Genomic DNA, 18547 nt, shown 5'->3' with positions numbered 1-18547 from the left:
CCTCAGCCTAGCCCGCCCGCGATCGCTGAGGGCTTGCAAACGTGTAAATGTCGCCTCGAGTTGAGAAACTGGAGGGGTGAGCCAGCCCAAGCCCCTGATCGATCGTCTGCTGCAGCGCGACGCCGAACACGAAGACGCCCATGAGCTCAACGAGGAAGCGCGCCACAATATCCGGCACAACTCGATGACCTTCGTGCTCGCAAACGCCATGCAGAACATCGCGGATCAGGCGGCTAAGGCCTCGACCGTTTTGCCGTGGGTCATTGCGGCGACGGGCGCGCCCGGGTGGATGACGGGCCTGCTCGTGCCGATCCGCGAGTCCGGTTCGATGCTGCCCCAGGCCGCGATGCAACCGTGGGTGCGCTCGCGCCGCACGCGCGCAGGGATCTGGATCGCGGGCGCCATCGGCCAGGCCGTCGGCGTCGCCCTCATCGCGATCGCCGCGGCGACGCTTTCGGGCGTCCTCGCCGGATCCGTCGTGCTCATCGGGCTCGCAATCCAGGCGCTTTCGCGCTCGCTGAACTCGATCGCCTCCAAAGACATCCAGGGCCGCACGATGCCCAAGGGCCTGCGCGGCCGGGTCTCCGGTCTGTCGACGATGATCTCCGGCATCGTCGCGGTCACCGTGGGCCTCGCCATCCGCGTCTTTGGCGGCGAGGACCTCTCGCGGCCCGTCCTCGCGCTCGTCATCGGCGGCGCGGCGCTCGCGTTCGTCGTGGGCGCGATCATTTTCCGCGGCGTGCGCGAGGGGGAGGGCGATGAGGTGCCCACCGAGCGCGAACGCAGCTCCTGGGTGAGCGATTCCTGGCGGCTGTTCGTCGACGACGCGCCCTTCCGTCGCTTCGTCATCGTGCGCTCACTGCTGCTCGTCTCGGCGCTCGCGCCGCCCTTCGTCGTGGCGCTATCCGCGCAGCGCTCGGGATCGTCGATGTCGTCGGTCGCGACGTTCATCATCGCCTCGGGTGTGGCCGCGCTGCTCGGCGGTCGCGTCTCCGGGGTCGTCTCTGATCGATCCTCGCGCAAGACGATGATTTACGGCGCTGGCATCGCCTCCGCGCTCGTCGTCATCTTCATCGCCTCGAACTGGATCGAGCCGCTCATCACCCAGTGGTGGTGGGGGCCGGTGATCTTCTTCCTGCTCACGCTCATCCACACGGGCGTGCGCGTGGCGCGCAAGACCTACGTCGTCGACATGGCCGAGGGCGATAAGCGCACCCAGTACGTGGCGGTCGCAAACACCGCGATGGGCGTGATCCTGCTCATTACGGGCGGCATCTCCTCGGCGCTGACCGCCTTCGGGCCGCTCGCCGCGCTCGCGTTTTTGGGCGGGCTCGGGGTTGCCGGCGTCCTTGTGGGGCGGACGCTGGAGGAAGTGAGTGTGGGACGATGACGAGCATCTTGCGCCTCCGCATTGGACCGCGCGCCGCGAGCGGCGCGGGCCGGCCGCTCGGCCTCGTCGAGATCCTCGATCACACGGGCGCGCTCGTCGGGCATATCTCGCGCGCGGAACTCTCGGGTGCGGAGGCCTCCGGAACGTTCCGGTTCTCGCCGATTTCCGGCGCCGACGTCGTCATGGGGATTCGCCGCCGCGGCGTCACCAACCCGCTGCGCAACCGCATCCTCATCGCCCACGCCTCCGGCACCGACGAACTGCAGGAACGCAAACTGGCGAACTTCATGCGGTTTTCCGCCGACGGGATCGTCGCCGGCCAGGAACTGACGATCAAGGTGCGCTTCGGCGGCGACGTGGCGATCACCCACGGCAACCGCGGGATCGCGACACTGCGCCCGCTCGATGCGCGGCGCTCGACGGTCGATATCGTCGCCGACGCCGACGAACGACTCGTCGGGATCTGCGTCCTCAGTCTGCTGATCTACCGCCGCTACGAGCAAGACGTCGACATCGCCGCCGAGTACTTCGCCTAGCCGAGCCCCTCGATCTCGCCGGTGAGGTAGCGCTGGATCGTAGGGCCGTACAGTCGGACGACGTCCTCCACCTCGAGGGAGGCGAGCGGTTCGATCCGTACAACGTGCCGCGCGATCATGAGGCCCACCATCTGGCTGCCGACGGCCGAGGCCCGGACCCGGCGTTCGGCCTCGTCGCCGCGCGCATGGGTGGCGAGGCGCGTGATGAGCCGGGTGGTGATAAACGTGCGCAGCAGCGCAGAGTTCCCGCCGATCGAGTGCCGCACGAGCGCGATCATCGCGGGTCCCGCAGCCGATGCCCACGCGCGTTCGCCCGCGCGCACGAGCTCGGCGCCCCAGCTGTCACTGTCGTCGGGGGAGAGCTCGAGGTCGAAGGCATCGGGGTTGATCGTCGCGCCAAGGACGGCGTCGAAGAGTTCTTCCTTGGAGCCGAAATAGTGGTGAATGAGCGATTGGTCGCCGCCGCTACGACCCGCGCCGCCGATCGGCGCAAGGGTTCTAGGCGATGCCCGCGACCCCGCGGACCTTCGCGATGAACGCCTCCAGTCCGGCGCGCGAGGATGGTCCGGTGCGCGCGATCGGGCTCCCATCGACGAACGCGATGACGGTCGGAACGGACTGAATCCCGACGGCCCCCGCTGCCCGCGGGCACTGGTCGACATCGACGGCCACAAAGCGGACCACATCATCGCCCTGCATCGCCTTGGCCACGTCCTCGAAGATCGGGGAGAACTGCGTACATGGCCCGCACCACGTCGCCCAATAGTCAACGAAGACGATCTTGCGCGAGGAGATGAGCTCGGGGAAGGTCTCGTCGCTCGCCTCAATCGTGATGGTCGGCTTGTCGACCCCGAGGAGCTTTTTCAGCAGGCGCATCGCTTAGTCCTCGGGCACGAACTCGGCGTGCCCGGCGGCACGGAGTGCCGCGCGGATGCGGCGCGCGACTTCCGTCATCGTGGCGTCATCGGTCGCGCCCTTCTTGTGGTCAGCATCGAAGTCATCCGAGCCATTGGCCGGAAACAGGTGCAGGTGCGTGTGGGGCACGGCAAAGCCCTCGATGACGACGCCCGTGCGCTCAGCGTCGAACTCCTCGCGCAATTCCTTACCGATCGTGTGCCCGACGGCAAACATGTGGGCGGCCAGATCGGCCGGCATATCCGTCCAGCGATCGATCTCCTCGCGCGGGACGACGAGGACATGCCCATCGGTTTGTGGGAAGGCATCGAGGAAGGCGACGACCTTCTCGTCCTGCCAGACGAAGCGTCCGGGGATCTCGCCATTGATGATTTTCGTGAAGATAGAAGCCATACCGGCAGCCTATCGCGGGGCCCACCTCAGATGCCGAGTCGCATCCAGGCTGTGCCGCGCGATCGCAGCCCCAGGACCACGGCGCGAGCAGCCATGAAGACTCCCGCCATCGCGATCCACAACCAGATGACGCCCCATGTGCCGCCCGGCGCGAACCGGGACACGAACCAGAGCGCCGGCAGGTAGGCAACGAGCGTGAGGATGCCCGCCCACGCCAGGAAGCGGCCATCGCCCGCGCCGATGAGGACCCCGTCGAGAACGAAGACGTAGCCCGCGAGCGGCATGAGGATACCGATGACGATGAGGCCGCCGACGGCCGCGGCGCGCACCTCCGGCGAGCTGGTAAATAGCGGAACGATGAGCCATGCGCCGGCCGCAATGACGATCCCGATGACCGCGCCGGCGGCGAGTCCCCATCGCACCATAATCCGGAGCATCGAGCGGACGCGGTCGGCGTCGGAGGCCCCCAGGCCCTGTGCCACGAGTGCCTGGGCGGCGATCGCAAGCGCGTCGAGCGCGAAGGCTGTCAGGCCCCACACGGAGTTGACGATCTGGTGACTGGCGAGCACGACGGGCCCGAGGGCCGTGGCCGTCGCGACGGTCGCGAGCAGCGCCAGGCGCAGCGCGGCCGTGCGAATGAGCAGCGGGACGCCGGACTTGGTCGACGCGAGCAGACCGGTGCCGCGGGGACCGAGCGTCACGCCGAGCTTGCGTGCCTTGATCCCGACGATCGTGGCGAGCGCCAGGCCCATCGCCGTCTGCACCAGGGCGGTCCCAAGTCCCGAGCCGGCCACCCCCATCCGCAGCCCGTAGATGAGAGCGGCGTTCGCTCCGATATTCGCCACGGCTCCGATCGAGGCGACGATGAGCGGGGTTTTCGTATCGAGCAGGCCGCGCAGCACGCCCGTCGCCGCGAGCACCAGCAGCATGCCGGGGATCCCGGGAGCCGAAGCCCGCAGGTAGGCAAGCGCATGCGGCAGCGTGAGCGGATCGGGGTTGAACGCGCGCGCGAGCGGGGAACCAAAGGCCAGCAGGGCTGCGGTCAGGATGAGCCCCAGGAGCAGGGCGAGCCACATGCCGTCAATCCCGTCGCGGACGGCACCCGGCCGGTCGCCCGCCCCGGCCTTGCGGGCAGTCGCCGCCGTCGTCGCGTAGGCGAGGAAGACACACAGCCCGACGACGGTCATGAGGATCGTCGAGGCGAGGCTGAGGCCCGCGAGCTCGTGGAGACCTAGGTGTCCGACCATGGCGGAGTCGGCCAGGACGAAGATCGGTTCCGCGATGAGCGCCCCGAGCGCAGGCAGCGCGAGGGACAGAATCTGACGATGGATGGGTGCCGGCGGCTGCGAACCTTGAACCTCATGTGGAGGGTTAGGGGTGTTCACAGGTTGCTCCATCACTGGTGGAAAAATGCTCTGGCTATCCACACCACGTGGATAGGTCGCGGACCGATTCTACGGGATTTTTTGTTTCGTCCAGAAGGAACTATCCACAGTTATCCACATAGTTATCCCCCCTTTGGGGATAGCGTCGGCGCGTCGCACACAGCAATTCCACAGGGTTTTAGGGGTTACCCACACGATTTAGGGCGGTCATCCACAGGAAGGTCAAAGGGTGGTCAAACTCCCGCTAGAACTGTCGGATCACCTGGGTACAATCGAATGTGCTGTGTGCCAGCGCCCCACATCGACCAGGAACATCACCACTTCATGAGCGACGCCCCTCCCGAGGATTACGGATATAACTCCGGCGGCTATGACCGCACGCCTCCGCATGACATCACGGCCGAAATCTCCACCCTCGGCGGCATGTTGCTGTCCAAGGATGCGATCGCGGACGTGGTGACCGAACTGCGGTCCACGGACTTCTATCAGCCCTCGCACTCGCTCATCTTCGATGCCATCACCGATCTGTATTCGCGCGGTCAGCCCGCCGATGCCGTGACGGTCGCCGATCAGCTGCAAAAGGGTGGGGAACTTAGCCGCGTCGGGGGAGCTCCCTACCTCCATACGCTGATCTCGTCGGTTCCCACCGCCTCGAATGCTGCGTTCTATGCGCAGATTGTGCGGGAGAAGGCCGTGCTGCGTCGCCTCGTGGAGGCAGGAACCCGGATCGCCCAGCTCGGTTACGCCACGGACGGCGGCGACGTTGAAGACCTCGTGAACTCGGCTCAGGCCGAGGTCTACGCGGTGGGGGAAAACCGCAACACCGAAGACTATGTGGCACTTCGCCATATCCTCGACGAGGTCACCGAGGAAATTCAGACTGCGGCTGCGAGCACCGATGGGCTCATGGGAGTCCCCACCGGCTTCCGGGATCTCGATCAGCTGACGAACGGTCTGCATCCCGGCCAGATGATCATCATCGCGGCCCGCCCGGCGATCGGTAAGTCGACGCTTGCGCTCGATATCTGCCGCTCCGCCTCGGTGCACAACAAGCTCGCCTCGGTTGTCTTCTCGCTGGAAATGTCCCGCACCGAGATGACGACCCGTATCCTTGCCGCCGAATCCGGGATCATGCTGCAGGAGTTGCGCAAGGGTAAGTACCTGTCAGATCAGGACTGGGCCAATATTGCCGCGACGTTGTCACGGTTGTCGGAAGCCCCGATGTTCATCGATGACTCGCCGAACATGTCGCTCATGGAGATTCGCTCCAAGTGTCGCCGGCTCAAGCAGCAGCACGATCTGAAGCTCGTGGTGGTCGACTATTTGCAGCTCATGAGCTCGGGCAAGCGGGTGGAATCCCGTCAGCAGGAAGTCTCGGAGTTCTCGCGTGCGCTCAAGCTCCTGGCAAAGGAGATCGAAGTTCCCGTGATCGCGGTGGCGCAGCTGAACCGTGGACCGGAACAGCGAACCGACAAGAAACCGATGATGAGCGACCTGCGTGAATCGGGATCACTCGAGCAGGACGCTGACGTCGTCATGCTGCTGCACCGCGAAGATGCCTATGGGCCCAGTGAGGAGCGTCCGGGCGAGGCGGACATTATTGTGGCCAAGCATCGTAATGGTCCCACGGCAACGATCGGCGTTGCCTTCCAGGGCCACTACGCGCGCTTTGCCGATATGGCGAACTAGCGCGCGGGCGAGGATGAACTCAACCGCTCAACGATTGCCTCGGCGAGGTCTTTGGACGACTTTGGGTTTTGCCCGGTGAACAAGTTGCCATCGATCACGATGTGCGAACGCAAGGGGATCAGCCCCTTTGAGTAGTCGACTCCGACGCGCTTGAGTTCGTCTTCCAGCAGCCAGGGCGCCTTGCGACCAAAGGAGTTGAGTTTCTCCTCGGCGTTCGATAATCCGGTCATTTTCCGGCCGGCGAACGGATTGGTTTCGTCATCCTTCGTGGCCGCGAGTATCGCCGCCGGAGCATGGCAGAGCAGCGCTAGCGGGCGGTCGGAGGTGATCCGCTTGGATAGCAATGCTCCGGAGACGGGATCGTGAGCGAGGTCTTCCATGGGGCCGTGACCGCCGGGGTAAAAGATGAGGTCGAAGTCGTCCGGATCGACATCGGACAGATCAACGGGATGGTCGAGGATGGGCTGAAGCTCGGCGAGTTTCTTCTTCAGCTCATTGATGGTTCCGGGTAGGCCGCCACCACCTGTCACGCTCAGGCTGATGTCGTCGACGACGGGAGTGGCGCCGTGGGGTGTCGCGACGGTGACGTCCCAGCCGGCCTGCCGGAAGGTCTCGTAGGGGACGACGAATTCTTCGGCCCAAAAGCCGGTGGGGTGTTTCGTTCCGTCGGACAGTGTCCAAAACCGGGCGGCGGACAAGACCATAAGGACGGTCGTCATGATGGACCTTTCTCGTGGGGATGCAAGCGGTCCGGTCACGCCGTGCGGAGTAACCGGGCCGTAGCGCTGAGGAGTTAGCCCTCGACGCCGAGGGCGACGTCCGTGGACTTGACCAGTACGGTCACGTCCTTACCGGGCTCAAGCCCGAGATCATCTGCGGACTCGCGAGTGATCGAGGAGGTAAGCGTGTGACCGCCTACGATCTCGACCTTGACCGTAGCCATGGCTTCGCCCTTGGTTACGGACACGACTTTTCCGGTGATCTGGTTTCGAATGGACATCTTCATGAGGTTCTCCATTCTCTAGGCGGGCGGCGGCGGGGGCGCCGGGGGTCCGTCGATATTGCGTTGTTCCGTCTCGGGATACCCAAGGCCAGCAGAATCATGATCCGAGTCCTCTGACTCCACGACCGGGAAGGGTGCGGGTTCCTCGGCGACCGTCTCGAACTGGCGGGTCTTGTCCACGTCGTCCGCACGCGGCGCTGGATCCGAAGGGATGCCGGTGCCCCAGTCATGTCCGCGGCCCTGCTGAGATGCCTCGGAGGCAGGAGCGGGTCGCTCCCATGGGTTTTCCGGCGCGGGCGTTGGCAGCTGAGTGGTTGGTGTCTCGTGGATCGACGGCGCCTGACCCCAATCGTGGGTGGGGCTTTGCTGTGGCTGATCGGGGGCCGCGCTCGGCGGAGCAGCGGGCGGGACCGCAGTTGACTGCGGAGCATTCCACGCCGGCGGCGTTTCCGAGGGAGCAGCGGGTGCGGCGGGTGGCGCGATCGGCTGGTTCACCTGCTGCACCTTCTGCTTGGCCTGCTTCAGTGCCGGCAATGCTCCCGGAACGACGAAACGAGCGACGAGATCAATCGTGGCACCCCACAGGGCATAAGCGAAGACGAGGATGAAGGACATCCCCATCCTTCCGGAGCCAAAGCCGCTCACGCCGAGCGCGTTCAATTCTTCGAGAATGCCGAGCTCGCCCGAGATCCCGGTCAGAATCATCGCGATAATGCCGGCTATAGCGAAGACCACGGCAAATACCCCGGTCCGAATCATCGGTGCTGGGGGCAGCTTGCGGCTGAGATAGACCGCGAGGCCGAACAGCAGTGCCAACGCGGCGACGATCGAAATCAGCGAGGCCCAGGCGGGCAAGAAACTAAACAGTCCTGCGGAATAGGAGCCGAACCCCGCCCCGGGAGAGCTGAAGGTCATCGGAGACCCGATTGCGAGTCCGGGCCCTGCGAAGAAGAGGTGGCCGAGAGCAAAAATAGCCGCCGCGAATCCGCCACCGGCGCCCGTGCTGCGTAGTTCCCCGGTGGACAATCCGCCGAGCACGAGCACCACCAGCGTGATGAGACCCGTGCCAAGCATCGTGTAGGCGAGGAACGGGAAGGCTTCCCGAGCGCGAATCCCCCAGAGCTTCAGCGGAGTATCGGCGACCGTAATCCGATTGATCTCGAGGATCACGCACAGGACGAGAGCGATGAGGAAGATGGCCACGATAGGAAAGCCGAAACCCGATCGCATCGTGATCGAGAAGGATCCGCCGGTGCGGAACAGGGACCCGATCGCGGAGAGCACCAGGTGCATGAGGTAGAGCGTCAACCAGAGCGACACAATCCCGGCAACCAGCGCACCGAGGGATCCGAAGGGGCGGTTCTTTCGGAGCTTTTTCAAGATGAAGTAGCCGACGATCGACACGATGATGGTGCCGGTCAGCACGGCGATCGACGCGTGCGCCCCCTGATCGCCGAACAGGGGCCCACCGCCGCTCATGTGGATGCCACCGCCGAAGGACATCCCTGCCGCAATAAACAGCAGCGCGATGAACGAGGCGTTGAAGGGACCGGTCCCACCAGAGACGGCCATGAGGAGAAGCAGACCAAGAAGGCCAACAACGAAAGCCGTCACCCACATGAGACTTGCCGTGATCGCGCCAGACTTGATGGCATCGCTGTACTTGCTCAGAATCGGCGGCACCTGAGCGGCTGAGGCACCCGCCGGCATCTGGTAGGCCGCCGTTGGCGGCTGCTGCGGCTGCGGCTGTGGCTGCGGTGGAACAGGTCCCCCCGACGAATTGCTATTCGACATTGTTCACTCCGATTGACATGGAAGGTGGCGGTTACAGGCCCTGAGCAGTTTCCGGGTCGACGGTGGACCGGGCACCGAGCTCGGCGTCCAGGCGAAGGATTCCGGGGCCGTCATCGCCGATCATCTTGATGCGACCGATGATCTCCGAGACAGTGGATTCCTCTTCAATCTGCTCGTTAACGAAATCATAGAGGAGCGGGAAGGAGTCGATGTCGTCCTCATCGCGGGCGAGACGATAGAGGGCGCGGATCGACTCGGAGACCTTCTGCTCGTGCTTGAGCGCGGCCTCGAAGGCGTCAATGGACGTCAAAACCTTGACGGTGGGGAATTCGATCGTCCCGATCTCGGGGTGGCCGTCGCGATCGAGGACGTGGTCGATGAAGCGGTTGGCGTGCACGACCTCTTCTTCCGCCTGGATCCGCATCCAGGTAGCCATGCCCGGCAGGTCCAGGTAATCGAGCTCGATGGCGAGTTGGCGGTAGACCGTCTCGGCAGTGAGTTCGAGGGTGATTTGATCGTTGTAGGCGGCAAGGAGCTTTGCAGGTATGTCCATGGTCACAAGGCTAGGCGGAATCGCCGACACTAACCACCGTGGAGCACTTTTTAGCGGCGCTGGCCCACCCCCTACGATGGGAGTATGAGCGAAGAGCAGACCGCCATCGATGTCCGAATTAACCCGCAATTAGCGCTCGCCGTCGGTGCGGGCAGCTTCGTGTACTACGCGCTGCCGGATGTGATTCGCTCTCGAGCTCTGCGCACCGTCATCAAGACTGCACTCATCGGCGCGATGGGTGCGGCGGTCGTCCAACACCAGCGTAACGCCGAAGTGGAGATCGAACCGGACGACCGCGAGGACTTCGCCGAGACCCTCGCCGATATTCCGACGCCGACCCTCATCGCGGGCGGTCTTGCCCTGACGGGGGCATCGATCGCGCTGACGGTGTGGATCGAAAAGAAGATCTTCGCGCGCGGCGAGGCCCGCCGCGCCGCCGGCGTGAGCGGCGCCCACACGCGGCAGGCGATCGGCCTGGCTGCCCTCGGTGCGATCGCGGGAGCAATCGAGTGACGCCCGCGACGCTGACCTACCGGGTCCACGGCTGTACGGTCCACGAGCACACGCTGCACCTGCCGCTAGATCGCAGCGATTCGGCCAGCGAACTCATCCCCGTCTTCGCGCGCGAGATCATCGCCGACGGCGGCGAGAACCGCCCCTACCTCGTCTTCCTGCAGGGCGGGCCCGGCTCGCCCTCGCCCCGCCAGGGAGATCCCACGAGCGGCTGGATCGGTCGGGCGCTGAAGGAATACCGCGTCCTGCTGCTCGACCAGCGCGGCACCGGGCGCTCCCACCGCCTCGACGAACTCACGCTCTCCGGCCTCGGCAGCGATGCCGAGCGCGCGGACTACCTCACGCACTTCCGGGCCGACGCGATCGTTGCCGATGCCGAGGACTTCCGCGCCGCGCTCGGCTCCGGGCCGTGGTTCGCGCTAGGCCAGTCCTACGGCGGCTTTTGCCTCACGACCTACCTCTCGCGCGCGCCGGAGGGCCTCGCCGGGGTCTATATCACCGGCGGGCTACCAGGCGTCGGCGTCAGCGTCGACGACATCTACCGCCGCACCTACGCGCAAACGATCCGGCGCAATCGCGTCTACCTCGAGCGCTTCCCCGACGCCGAACTCATCCGCGAGATCGCGCGCCACCTGGAAGCCTCCGACGAGCGCCTGCCCACCGGCGAGCGCCTCAGCGCCCGACGCTTTCGCACCCTCGGCATGAACCTTGGCACGACGACGGGCTTCGACGCCCTGCACTTCCTGCTGGAAGACCCCTTCGTCACCGTGCGCGGCCGACGCCGCCTGTCGATCCCGTTCCTCGTGCGCGCCGCCGACCAGCTCTCCTTCGCCGATCGGCCGCTGTACGCCCTCATGCATGAGACGATCTACGCCGGCGCCACGCCCGCCCTCGCCGGCATCCCCACGGCCTGGGCGGCCGATCGCATCCGCAGCGAGTTCGACGGCATGGCCGAGGACGACTCGCCCGACGGCGAGCAGTTCTACCTCACCGGCGAGCACATTTACCCCTGGCAGTTCGACGAGGATCCCGCGCTCATCCCGCTGAAGGGCACCGCGGAGCTCCTCGCCGCGAAGACCGACTGGAGCCCGCTCTACGACGAAGCGGTCCTTGCCGAAAACGACGTGCCCGTCGCGGCCGCGGTCTACGCGGAGGACATGTTCGTGCCGACGGAATACTCCCTCGCGCTCGCGGATATGCTCGGCGCTCGGGTCTGGCTCACCAACGAGTACCAGCACGACGGGTTGCGCGCCTCCAGCGGCGAAGTCCTGGGCCGCCTCATCGACCTCGCGAAGCAATAGCGGCCGCCGCGACCCCAAGCGCGACCCCGGCAAGGTCGGCGGCCACATCGGACAGCGCCCCGCCGCGCCCGGCGACGACTTCCTCCTGCGCGAGCTCGCTCGCGGGCGCAAAAATGAGCTGGCTGCCGACGACGAGCAGCGGCGAGAACCCCGCGCGCAGGCCTAGAAACGTCGGCGCGGCAAACAGCGCAGCGTGCACGAGCTTGTCGGCGCCCGGCGGCGCGAGCCGCAGCACCTTGACCGTCGCGGAGACTTGCGAACCCGCCGCGGCCGGGCGCGGCTGGCGCGCCGAACGCGGCCCGGGAATCCCAAGCGCCGCGGCCTGGGCGGCAAGGCTCGCAAAATACAGCGCTTTCACGGTGGTGTGCATGACACTAGTCTGGCACGTGCCCGCGGCCGTAACCCGTTAGGCTAAACCCGATGCCTACCGCGCCCGATCCCTCCCGGCGCCGGCGACCCCCCGGTGCATCGCGCGCGCCCTCTCCGGCCCGCGCGGCGGTTGCGCGTGCCATCATCCTCGTCTGCTTTGTCGCGGGCCTGACCGGCATCATCCTGCTGCCCACCTACGACGTGGGCCCCGCCCGCACGGCCACCACCCCGACGGCGACGCCGCTACCCGCGCCGCAGGTCGCGAACGGCCTGGCCAAGGCCACACCTCCGGCGACGACGGAGCCCGCCACCCCGAGCCCCACGCCCACGCCATCGCCGAGCCCCACGCCGTCACCAACGCCGACGGCCGATGAGGGCGGCATGCTCTCGGGCGAAATCCCGCAGCTCGCCTCGGGCACGCTGCAGCCGGTCTCGAAGGATAAGCCGGGACGCGAGAAGGGTCAGCCGATGCCCTACCGCATCGAGGTGGAAGAAGGCCTGCCGGTCGATCCGGACGTCTTCGCCGAACGCGTCCACGGCATCCTCAACGATCCGCGCTCCTGGCCTCGCACCTTCACCCAGGTCGCCTCCGGCGGCCAGATCCGCGTCGTCCTCGCCTCCCCGGACACCGTCGACAAACTCTGCGCGCCGCTACCCACCCACGGCCGGGTTTCCTGCCAGCGCGGCGATGCCGCCGTCATTAACGTCGTGCGCTGGTCCGAGGGCGCCGAGGCCTTCACCGAGGCCGGCGGCACCCTCAGTGAGTATCGCAACTACCTCATCAACCACGAGGTCGGGCACCTGCTCAGCCAGCTACACGAAAAGTGCGCCGGCCCCGGCGAGGTCGCCCACGTCATGCAGCAGCAGACCCTGAAGACCGCGCCCTGCACCCCTAACGGCTGGCCGAACCCCTAACGCGGGCATCCAGCCAGGCGAGCGCACTCGCCACGTCGCTGCGCCAGCGGTAATCGGCCTTCGCATCGCCGCGCGTCGGCCCACCATTAATGATCCCGACGGGCTTTCCCGCCGCCTTCGCATCGAGCACGAAGCGATACCCGCTCGTCACCGCAAGGCTCGTCCCGACGGTCAGCACCGAGCCCGCCGCAGCCGCAAGCTCGCGCGCCCGCGACTTTTTCACCTCGGGCACGTTCTCCCCGAAGTAGACAACGTCGGGCTTCAGCGCGAGCGAACCACACACGAGGCAGGGCGCCATGACGAAACGATCGACCCACGCCTGATCGAGCGTGACATCGCCATCGGGATTGACGAGCTCGGGGGCCACCCGAACCGCATCCAGGTAGCCGGGGTTTGCCGCCGCCAGCCGAGCATCGAGCGACGCGCGCGCCTCCGTCGCGCCACAGTCCAGGCAGCGCACAATATCGAGATCGCCATGCAGAGTAACGACGTCCGCCGCGCCCGCCTCGGCATGCAGCCCGTCGACGTTTTGCGTCACGAGCCCGGCGATCAACCCCGATGCCGCCCACGACGCCAAAATCTCGTGCGCCCGGTTGGGCCGCGCCCGATCCATGTGCCGCCAGCCCACAAAGGAGCGCGCCCAATAGCGGTGACGCGCCTTCGGGTCGTGGCGAAACTCCTGATAGGTCATGGGCCGGTGCCGCACCAGCGAGCCGTTCGGGCCGCGATAGTCCGGGATCCCCGAATCCGTGGAAACCCCCGCGCCCGTGAGCACCAGCGGCCGCGTCTCGCGCAGCAGCCGCAAAATCCCGGCGCTCGCGATGTTCGCGTCCTGCAGCGGCGCCGTTTCCGCGACGACGCGCTGAATCGAGCGAATTGCGCTGTGATGCGCGAGCGCCGCAGGGTGGGAGGTATCGAAGGAATCGTTGTCGGCCATGGTGCCTTCAGGCTATCGCGCGCCCAGTGTCTCGAGCGCAAAAATGTGTCACCATTGGGCCAGACACCCTCCAAGCTCACAAAGGATGAGACGTGACTGAAAAGCTCAAGATCATTGACGCTGTGAAGGCCATTAACTGGAACCGCATCGAGGACGAGAAGGACCAAGAAGTCTGGGATCGTCTCACCGCGAATTTCTGGCTGCCGGAGAAGGTGCCGGTATCCAACGACATCCAGTCCTGGGCGACGCTGAACGAGGACGAGAAGACGATGACGACCCGCGTCTTTACCGGCCTGACGCTGCTCGACACGATCCAGGGCACGGTCGGCGCCGTCTCACTGCTGCCGGACGCCACGACGCCGCACGAAGAAGCGGTCCTGACCAACATTGCCTTCATGGAGTCGGTCCACGCTAAGAGCTACTCCTCGATCTTCTCCACCCTGATCTCGACCGCGGAAATCGATGAAGCCTTCCGCTGGAGCGAGGAGAACCCGAACCTGCAGAAGAAGGCCGAGGTTATCCTCGGGCTCTACCACGGCGATGACCCGGAAAAGCGCAAGATTGCCTCGGTCATGCTCGAGTCCTTCATGTTCTACTCCGGCTTTTACGCCCCGATGTACTGGTCCGCGCACGCCAAGCTGACCAACACCGCTGACCTCATCCGCTTGATCATCCGCGACGAAGCTGTCCACGGCTACTACATCGGATACAAGTACCAGCGCGCGATCGAGAACCAGTCGGCTCAGCGCCAGGCCGAGCTGAAGGACTTCACCTACGAGCTGCTCGATGAGCTCTACGACAACGAAGAGCAGTACACCGAAGATCTCTACGATCCGCTCGGCCTGACCGAAGACGTCAAGATGTTCCTGCGCTATAACGCGAACAAGGCACTGATGAACCTTGGGTACGAGGCGCTCTTCCCGAAGGATGCGACGGCCGTGAACCCGGCGATCCTCGCTGCCCTGTCCCCGAATGCCGACGAAAACCACGACTTCTTCTCTGGCTCCGGTTCTTCCTACGTCATGGGTAAGGCCGAAGAGACCGAGGACGAGGACTGGGAGTTCTAGCTCCGAATGGCTAAGGGCACGGGACGACGCTGGATCCCGCTCCTCGGTGCGATCATCTTGTGGCTTGGTATCGCCTTCACCGTGTTGATGGTGGCAGTCGTCATCTACAACGTCGTGAATGGCGATCCGGTCAGCTGGGTGGTGTTTCCGATTGCGCTCGGATTAAACCTCCTTGGATACGTGCTCATTAGATTCAGTGGCGAGCGCTTCGGCGATGTCATGAACACATGGACCGGATAGGAACGAAGCGGCGCAAGCTCCTATCAGTCCTCGCTCTTGCCGTGGGCACCCTGATCGCGGCAGCTGCGGTGTCCGGCCACCGCAGCTATCCGCCAGCCCAGGCACTTTTCCAGGCTGGCGTCTGCCCTAACAAGGACGGTCAGATCCAGGAGATCCCCGTCGGAGACGCGGCTTCGTCGGTGATCTTGGATGCCTGCGACAAGGGGTGGTCGGTTGCCTCGCCGGCCCCGAGTACTCCCGAGACGGATGAGGGCCAGGCCCTTGCGGCGCTCGCACGCAACGCCCTGCGCGATGTGTCGACGCTGTCGCCGAAAGTTGCCGGAATCGTGCCCACCCAGCGGGTGGCGTATGCCGGCTGGTCGGCGAATTGGCGGTACGTGTGGCCGCGAGACGCTGCCTTTGTTGGTACTGCGCTAGCGAGAACCGGGCAGCTTGAGTCAGCGACCGAGATCTACCGGTTTCTCGCCGCGCACCAGCTCGATGATGGGACGTTCCGGGCCAGATATAAGCCGGATGGCACTCCTCCCGACGACCGCTCAGCGCAGTTCGAATCGGTGGGTTGGTACGTCTGGGGACTCTCCCAACTCGTGCCACACATGGGACCGGATGAGCGAAGCGCTCTCTGGGCAGAGTTCGGAACGTCCATTCTCGCGGCGACGGATGCGATGCTGCGGGAAACCGCCACGGGTCTGCCTGCGCCGAGCTCGGATTACTGGGAGCGTGGCGAAACCAGCCTGACGCTATCGACGGCTGCGGTGACCCTCGCCGGGTTGCGGGCCGTTTCACCCATCGTGGAAGGGATCGAGCTGTCGGAGGAACACTCACGCATCGTGGTGCTCGCCGAGGCCACGGCGGCCCGACTCGTTGACGAGATTGTGGAGCATTTCGGGCCAGACTATGGCCGTTACGGCGGAGGCACGGCGCCCGATGCTGCGGTGGCGTTCACGCTCCCACCCTTCCAACCGCTCGCACTGCCCGGGGCTTTCGAAGCTTGGCAGGAATCTCTGCCCCGCCAGTTCGTCGAGGTATCCGGCGGCTACGCTCCGGGGGCCGGGTGGAAGAAGGATGGCCTGTCGTGGACACCCGAAACTACGCTGCACGCCTGGGTGGCGGCGGAGGCGGGGTTAGCGACGAAAGCCAAGAAGATCTTGGCGTGGACGGCCGCCCACACCACGCAGACGGGAGCGATCCCCGAAAAAGTCTCCGTCGAAGGAAAGCCGAGCGCGGTGGCACCGCTTGCCTGGTCCGCTGCCAACGTCGTCCTCGCCTACCTAGCGTTGGATGACCACGAACCGCTTGAGAAAACCCTGGAGACAGCTCGCCCGTGAGCTACTGAAGGATCCGTCCCTCGGCATCGATCGATTGCGTGTTAACGAGCAGCAAGATCGCCTCAATAATCGCCCAGATCGCGGTAATGACTGCGCCAAATCCGAGCGTGAAAACCGTGATGAGGAGCTGCGCGAGACCGCGGCCGATAAAGCCGAGATAGAAGTTGTGGATTCCCAGGGTCCCGAGAAAGAGCGCTAACAGGGCTGCAAGAATGCGCGAACGGTGGGAGACATGGGCGGGTCGAAGCGGGGGATAAGGAGCGTAGTACGGATCCGGCTGAGGGTAGTTTTCAGGAACCGGATTCTCTGGGCCGCCCTGAGCATAGTGAGCATCTGGATAGGAATAGCGCGGCCCGGACTGGTGCGGGGGATTGCGGCGCTCATCCTGCCACGGATCGTGAGGCGTAGACATCGATGCTCCTAGCTTCTCGCAGCCTTCATAAGCGAGATTATCAGCGCGGTTAACGGCATTGCTACGACCGTTTGACCAGTTCACTGACCGTGACAAACATGTATCCCTTGGCCGTGAGGTTGCCGATGAAGGTATCGAGTTCACTCATGAGTTCATCGCTTGGATCGCTCCGACCATCGTGGGCGAGGGCGATCATGCCGGGCGAAGCGGAGGCTTCGTTTCGCTTCCGCACCTCGGCGGCGTGGGCGCCGGGGAAATGGTGGGACCACAGCACGGCCGTCAAACCGAGATCGGCGTAGCTGCGCAACGACGGCGAATCTAAACGGCCGTAGGGCGGGCGGCCAAGGCGCGGTGCCGGGGCGCCAGCGGCGATAATCGCCGCTTTAGTCTCGCTAAGGCGCCGGCTGAGGTCGGAAAAGCTCTGCCGCAGATAGTCGACGTGCTCCCACTCGTGAACCCCTACTTCGTGGCCCTCCCGGGCTTCACGGGCGATAAGATCCGGCAGTTTTTCACCGCCGAGCCGATAACAAAAAAGGTCGCCTTTGCTCGATGCTTAGCCAAGATGTCGAGGACTTTCGGGGTCCAGCGTTCATCCGGGCCGTCATCGAAGGTGAGCGCTACGAGTTTGTCGGCGGGATTGGTTCGAAACACCGTCTCGACGCGAAGCGCCGCCGGCACATCTTCGCTGCGCGGAGCGACCCGCTCGGAAGGCTTCAAATGGCGAGGGAGGGCGCGACCGATTCCGAGGCCTAGCGCCAGGATAAGAACAGCGCAGATCGTGGCGAGAATGATCCGTCGCCGCCGCCCCCCGGGTGGATTCATGAGACAACTGTACTGCGCCATAATGGGGATATGAGTTTCCTCGTGGATCTGGCCCTGGATCTCGTCGGCGACGCGTTCATATCAAAGCCCTCGCAACGCAAACGTCGCATGCGAAAACTCAAGGCCTGCGCCACCGATGTTACGCGCGGCGACCTGCCTGCCTTGAAGCCCGAAACCCCCGCGACGGGCGCTATCCAACCTGGATCAATCGCGTGGGCGAAGCTGCCCACCATCGAACCGGTCGTGGTGCTCGCGCTGTCAGACGGCCTATATTGCGGCGCTGGTAGACCCCGCGACGCCGGGGGCGATCCGGCTGGAGCACCTGGCCAAATTCGATGTCCTGAAAAACCGCAACGCGGTCGATATCTCTCACCTGAAGAAGCTGCCCGCCGATCAGCTCTATAGCGAAGGCAAGCAGCTTCGCCGCTCGGACTTTCAGCTCGTTGCCGCAGCCCTCGGCTACCCAACTGGCGAAGGACGCTCATGATCAAGCGCGCAATCGGCGGGATCCTCGACTTCATGACCGACGGGCTCCCGACGGAAAAACTCTTCCGCGGGTGGTACGTGCGACGCCTCGCCCTGCCGGCCACACCTGTGCCGACCGGGGCGGTCCCGCCCCTGAGCTATGACACGTCCCTTCACGTCTACCGAACGGGCATGGTCGCGTGGGTCAAGATTGACAAGCCGGAGCCCGTCATCGTGCTGGCCAAAGACAGCGAAGCAGCGTATCTGGGCCGGCTCGTTGCCGCGAGCGATCCGGCAGCCCTCGCCTTTGCGAGCCTGCGACGTGCCCGTTTCCTGCGCGGGCGCACCGCGCTCGATCTCACCCGGGCCTATCGCCTGCCGCTGGACCTCACGGGCAGGTTCGCCCGCCGCGCGGACGCGCTGAAGCTGGAGGATTGGCGAGTGGCCGAAGAGGAATTTGGACAGATCGGGCCAGCTCTTGGTCGGCCAGGAGACTGACCTCCTACCAGGCGGCACACCT

The 18547-nt window shown here is 65.2% G+C and carries 23 protein-coding genes and 1 pseudogene; 11 read left to right on the top strand and 13 right to left on the bottom strand.

All coding sequences use genetic code 11. The annotated features are described in order from the left end of the window. The first annotated feature begins 76 nt into the window (after positions 1-76). Both BLU67_RS04370 and BLU67_RS04365 read left to right on the top strand, forming a co-directional pair. Positions 77-1390 (top strand): MFS transporter, encoded by a 1314-nt coding sequence (locus BLU67_RS04370; protein WP_092562688.1) that lies wholly within the window; start codon positions 77-79, stop codon positions 1388-1390. Next, entirely contained in the window at positions 1387-1926 is a 540-nt protein-coding gene (locus BLU67_RS04365; RefSeq protein WP_092562685.1) for a hypothetical protein, read from the top strand. Before BLU67_RS04370 ends, BLU67_RS04365 begins: the two co-directional genes overlap by 4 nt. On the opposite strand, the gene BLU67_RS12065 is transcribed toward BLU67_RS04365, so the two are convergent. The 4 genes from BLU67_RS12065 to BLU67_RS04345 are packed head-to-tail and all read right to left on the bottom strand — an operon-like array spanning position 1923 to position 4619. Next, entirely contained in the window at positions 1923-2516 is a 594-nt protein-coding gene (locus tag BLU67_RS12065) for a TetR/AcrR family transcriptional regulator (RefSeq protein WP_143027336.1), read from the bottom strand. The genes BLU67_RS04365 and BLU67_RS12065 overlap by 4 nt on opposite strands. Continuing rightward, complete coding sequence (locus BLU67_RS04355; protein WP_092562679.1) at positions 2425-2802, bottom strand: thioredoxin family protein; 378 nt, start codon at positions 2800-2802, stop codon at positions 2425-2427. Before BLU67_RS04355 ends, BLU67_RS12065 begins: the two co-directional genes overlap by 92 nt. A 3-nt stretch (positions 2803-2805) precedes the next feature. Next, the gene (locus tag BLU67_RS04350; RefSeq protein ID WP_092562676.1) at positions 2806-3234 is read right to left on the bottom strand and encodes an HIT family protein; all 429 of its coding nucleotides are present in this window, start codon (positions 3232-3234) and stop codon (positions 2806-2808) included. Between the two features lie 26 nt (positions 3235-3260). Then, the gene (locus BLU67_RS04345; RefSeq protein ID WP_261977026.1) at positions 3261-4619 is read right to left on the bottom strand and encodes an MATE family efflux transporter; all 1359 of its coding nucleotides are present in this window, start codon (positions 4617-4619) and stop codon (positions 3261-3263) included. A gap of 324 nt (positions 4620-4943) precedes the next feature. Between BLU67_RS04345 and dnaB the strand changes: the two genes are divergently transcribed. After that, positions 4944-6308: a replicative DNA helicase gene (dnaB, locus tag BLU67_RS04340; protein WP_092562767.1), complete on the top strand. Its 1365-nt coding sequence runs from the start codon at positions 4944-4946 to the stop codon at positions 6306-6308. Here dnaB and BLU67_RS04335 read toward each other — a convergent pair. From BLU67_RS04335 to BLU67_RS04320, 4 genes are all read right to left on the bottom strand, one after another. Next, positions 6305-7027 (bottom strand): type 1 glutamine amidotransferase domain-containing protein, encoded by a 723-nt coding sequence (locus BLU67_RS04335; protein WP_092562671.1) that lies wholly within the window; start codon positions 7025-7027, stop codon positions 6305-6307. The two genes, dnaB and BLU67_RS04335, sit on opposite strands and share 4 nt — an antisense overlap. Positions 7028-7101: 74 nt before the next feature. After that, entirely contained in the window at positions 7102-7314 is a 213-nt protein-coding gene (locus BLU67_RS04330; RefSeq protein WP_092562668.1) for a TOBE domain-containing protein, read from the bottom strand. Positions 7315-7329: 15 nt separating this feature from the next. Next, positions 7330-9105: a hypothetical protein gene (locus tag BLU67_RS04325; protein ID WP_143027335.1), complete on the bottom strand. Its 1776-nt coding sequence runs from the start codon at positions 9103-9105 to the stop codon at positions 7330-7332. Positions 9106-9136: 31 nt separating this feature from the next. Then, positions 9137-9658, bottom strand: coding sequence for a ferritin (locus BLU67_RS04320; protein WP_092562662.1), 522 nt, complete (start codon positions 9656-9658; stop codon positions 9137-9139). Positions 9659-9742: 84 nt separating this feature from the next. Between BLU67_RS04320 and BLU67_RS12535 the strand changes: the two genes are divergently transcribed. Then, complete coding sequence (locus tag BLU67_RS12535) at positions 9743-10171, top strand: hypothetical protein (RefSeq protein WP_092562660.1); 429 nt, start codon at positions 9743-9745, stop codon at positions 10169-10171. Continuing rightward, a complete protein-coding gene (locus BLU67_RS04310; protein ID WP_092562657.1) occupies positions 10168-11472 on the top strand; it encodes an alpha/beta fold hydrolase in 1305 nt (434 codons plus the stop codon). The genes BLU67_RS12535 and BLU67_RS04310 overlap by 4 nt, the downstream gene beginning before the upstream one ends. On the opposite strand, the gene BLU67_RS04305 is transcribed toward BLU67_RS04310, so the two are convergent. Continuing rightward, the gene (locus BLU67_RS04305) at positions 11450-11842 is read right to left on the bottom strand and encodes a hypothetical protein (RefSeq protein ID WP_092562654.1); all 393 of its coding nucleotides are present in this window, start codon (positions 11840-11842) and stop codon (positions 11450-11452) included. The genes BLU67_RS04310 and BLU67_RS04305 overlap by 23 nt on opposite strands. 50 nt (positions 11843-11892) lie before the next feature. Between BLU67_RS04305 and BLU67_RS12230 the strand changes: the two genes are divergently transcribed. After that, complete coding sequence (locus BLU67_RS12230) at positions 11893-12756, top strand: DUF3152 domain-containing protein (protein ID WP_092562651.1); 864 nt, start codon at positions 11893-11895, stop codon at positions 12754-12756. Here BLU67_RS12230 and BLU67_RS04295 read toward each other — a convergent pair. Further along, positions 12734-13693, bottom strand: coding sequence for a Sir2 family NAD-dependent protein deacetylase (locus tag BLU67_RS04295; RefSeq protein WP_092562648.1), 960 nt, complete (start codon positions 13691-13693; stop codon positions 12734-12736). The genes BLU67_RS12230 and BLU67_RS04295 overlap by 23 nt on opposite strands. A gap of 92 nt (positions 13694-13785) precedes the next feature. Here BLU67_RS04295 and nrdF point away from each other — a divergent pair, with 92 nt between their 5' ends. From nrdF to BLU67_RS04280, 3 genes are read left to right on the top strand one after another with little or no spacing between them, the layout of a single operon-like run. After that, positions 13786-14760: a class 1b ribonucleoside-diphosphate reductase subunit beta gene (gene nrdF / locus BLU67_RS04290; RefSeq protein ID WP_092562645.1), complete on the top strand. Its 975-nt coding sequence runs from the start codon at positions 13786-13788 to the stop codon at positions 14758-14760. Positions 14761-14766: 6 nt separating this feature from the next. After that, positions 14767-15000: a hypothetical protein gene (locus BLU67_RS04285; RefSeq protein WP_092562642.1), complete on the top strand. Its 234-nt coding sequence runs from the start codon at positions 14767-14769 to the stop codon at positions 14998-15000. Next, on the top strand, positions 14988-16328 hold the full coding sequence (locus BLU67_RS04280) for a glycoside hydrolase family 15 protein (RefSeq protein ID WP_143027332.1): 1341 nt from the start codon (positions 14988-14990) through the stop codon (positions 16326-16328). The genes BLU67_RS04285 and BLU67_RS04280 overlap by 13 nt, the downstream gene beginning before the upstream one ends. 1 nt (position 16329) lies before the next feature. Here the strand turns inward: BLU67_RS04280 and BLU67_RS04275 are convergent, their stop codons facing one another. The 3 genes and pseudogenes from BLU67_RS04275 to BLU67_RS12525 form a co-directional block, all read right to left on the bottom strand. Continuing rightward, positions 16330-16740 carry a TM2 domain-containing protein gene (locus BLU67_RS04275; protein ID WP_092562638.1) on the bottom strand — a complete coding sequence of 137 codons (411 nt, stop codon included), beginning with the start codon at positions 16738-16740 and terminating at the stop codon, positions 16330-16332. Between the two features lie 61 nt (positions 16741-16801). Next, positions 16802-17047 (bottom strand): polysaccharide deacetylase family protein, encoded by a 246-nt coding sequence (locus BLU67_RS12530; protein ID WP_261977028.1) that lies wholly within the window; start codon positions 17045-17047, stop codon positions 16802-16804. Positions 17048-17071: 24 nt separating this feature from the next. Then, positions 17072-17562, bottom strand: a pseudogene (locus tag BLU67_RS12525) (polysaccharide deacetylase family protein); the annotation flags it as partial. A 30-nt stretch (positions 17563-17592) separates the two neighbouring features. On the opposite strand from BLU67_RS12525, the gene BLU67_RS12050 reads away from it, so the two are divergent. Both BLU67_RS12050 and BLU67_RS04265 read left to right on the top strand, forming a co-directional pair. Further along, positions 17593-17967 (top strand): hypothetical protein, encoded by a 375-nt coding sequence (locus BLU67_RS12050; protein ID WP_143027331.1) that lies wholly within the window; start codon positions 17593-17595, stop codon positions 17965-17967. Positions 17968-18045: 78 nt separating this feature from the next. Beyond that, positions 18046-18525 carry a hypothetical protein gene (locus BLU67_RS04265; protein ID WP_092562636.1) on the top strand — a complete coding sequence of 160 codons (480 nt, stop codon included), beginning with the start codon at positions 18046-18048 and terminating at the stop codon, positions 18523-18525. The last annotated feature ends 22 nt before the right edge of the window (positions 18526-18547 follow it).

Source organism: Bowdeniella nasicola (assembly GCF_900107735.1).
Taxonomy (GTDB): Bacteria; Actinomycetota; Actinomycetes; order Actinomycetales; family Actinomycetaceae; genus Bowdeniella; species Bowdeniella massiliensis.
The sequence above is the reverse complement of the archived record's forward strand: the minus strand, read 5'-3'. Positions and strand labels throughout refer to the sequence as shown.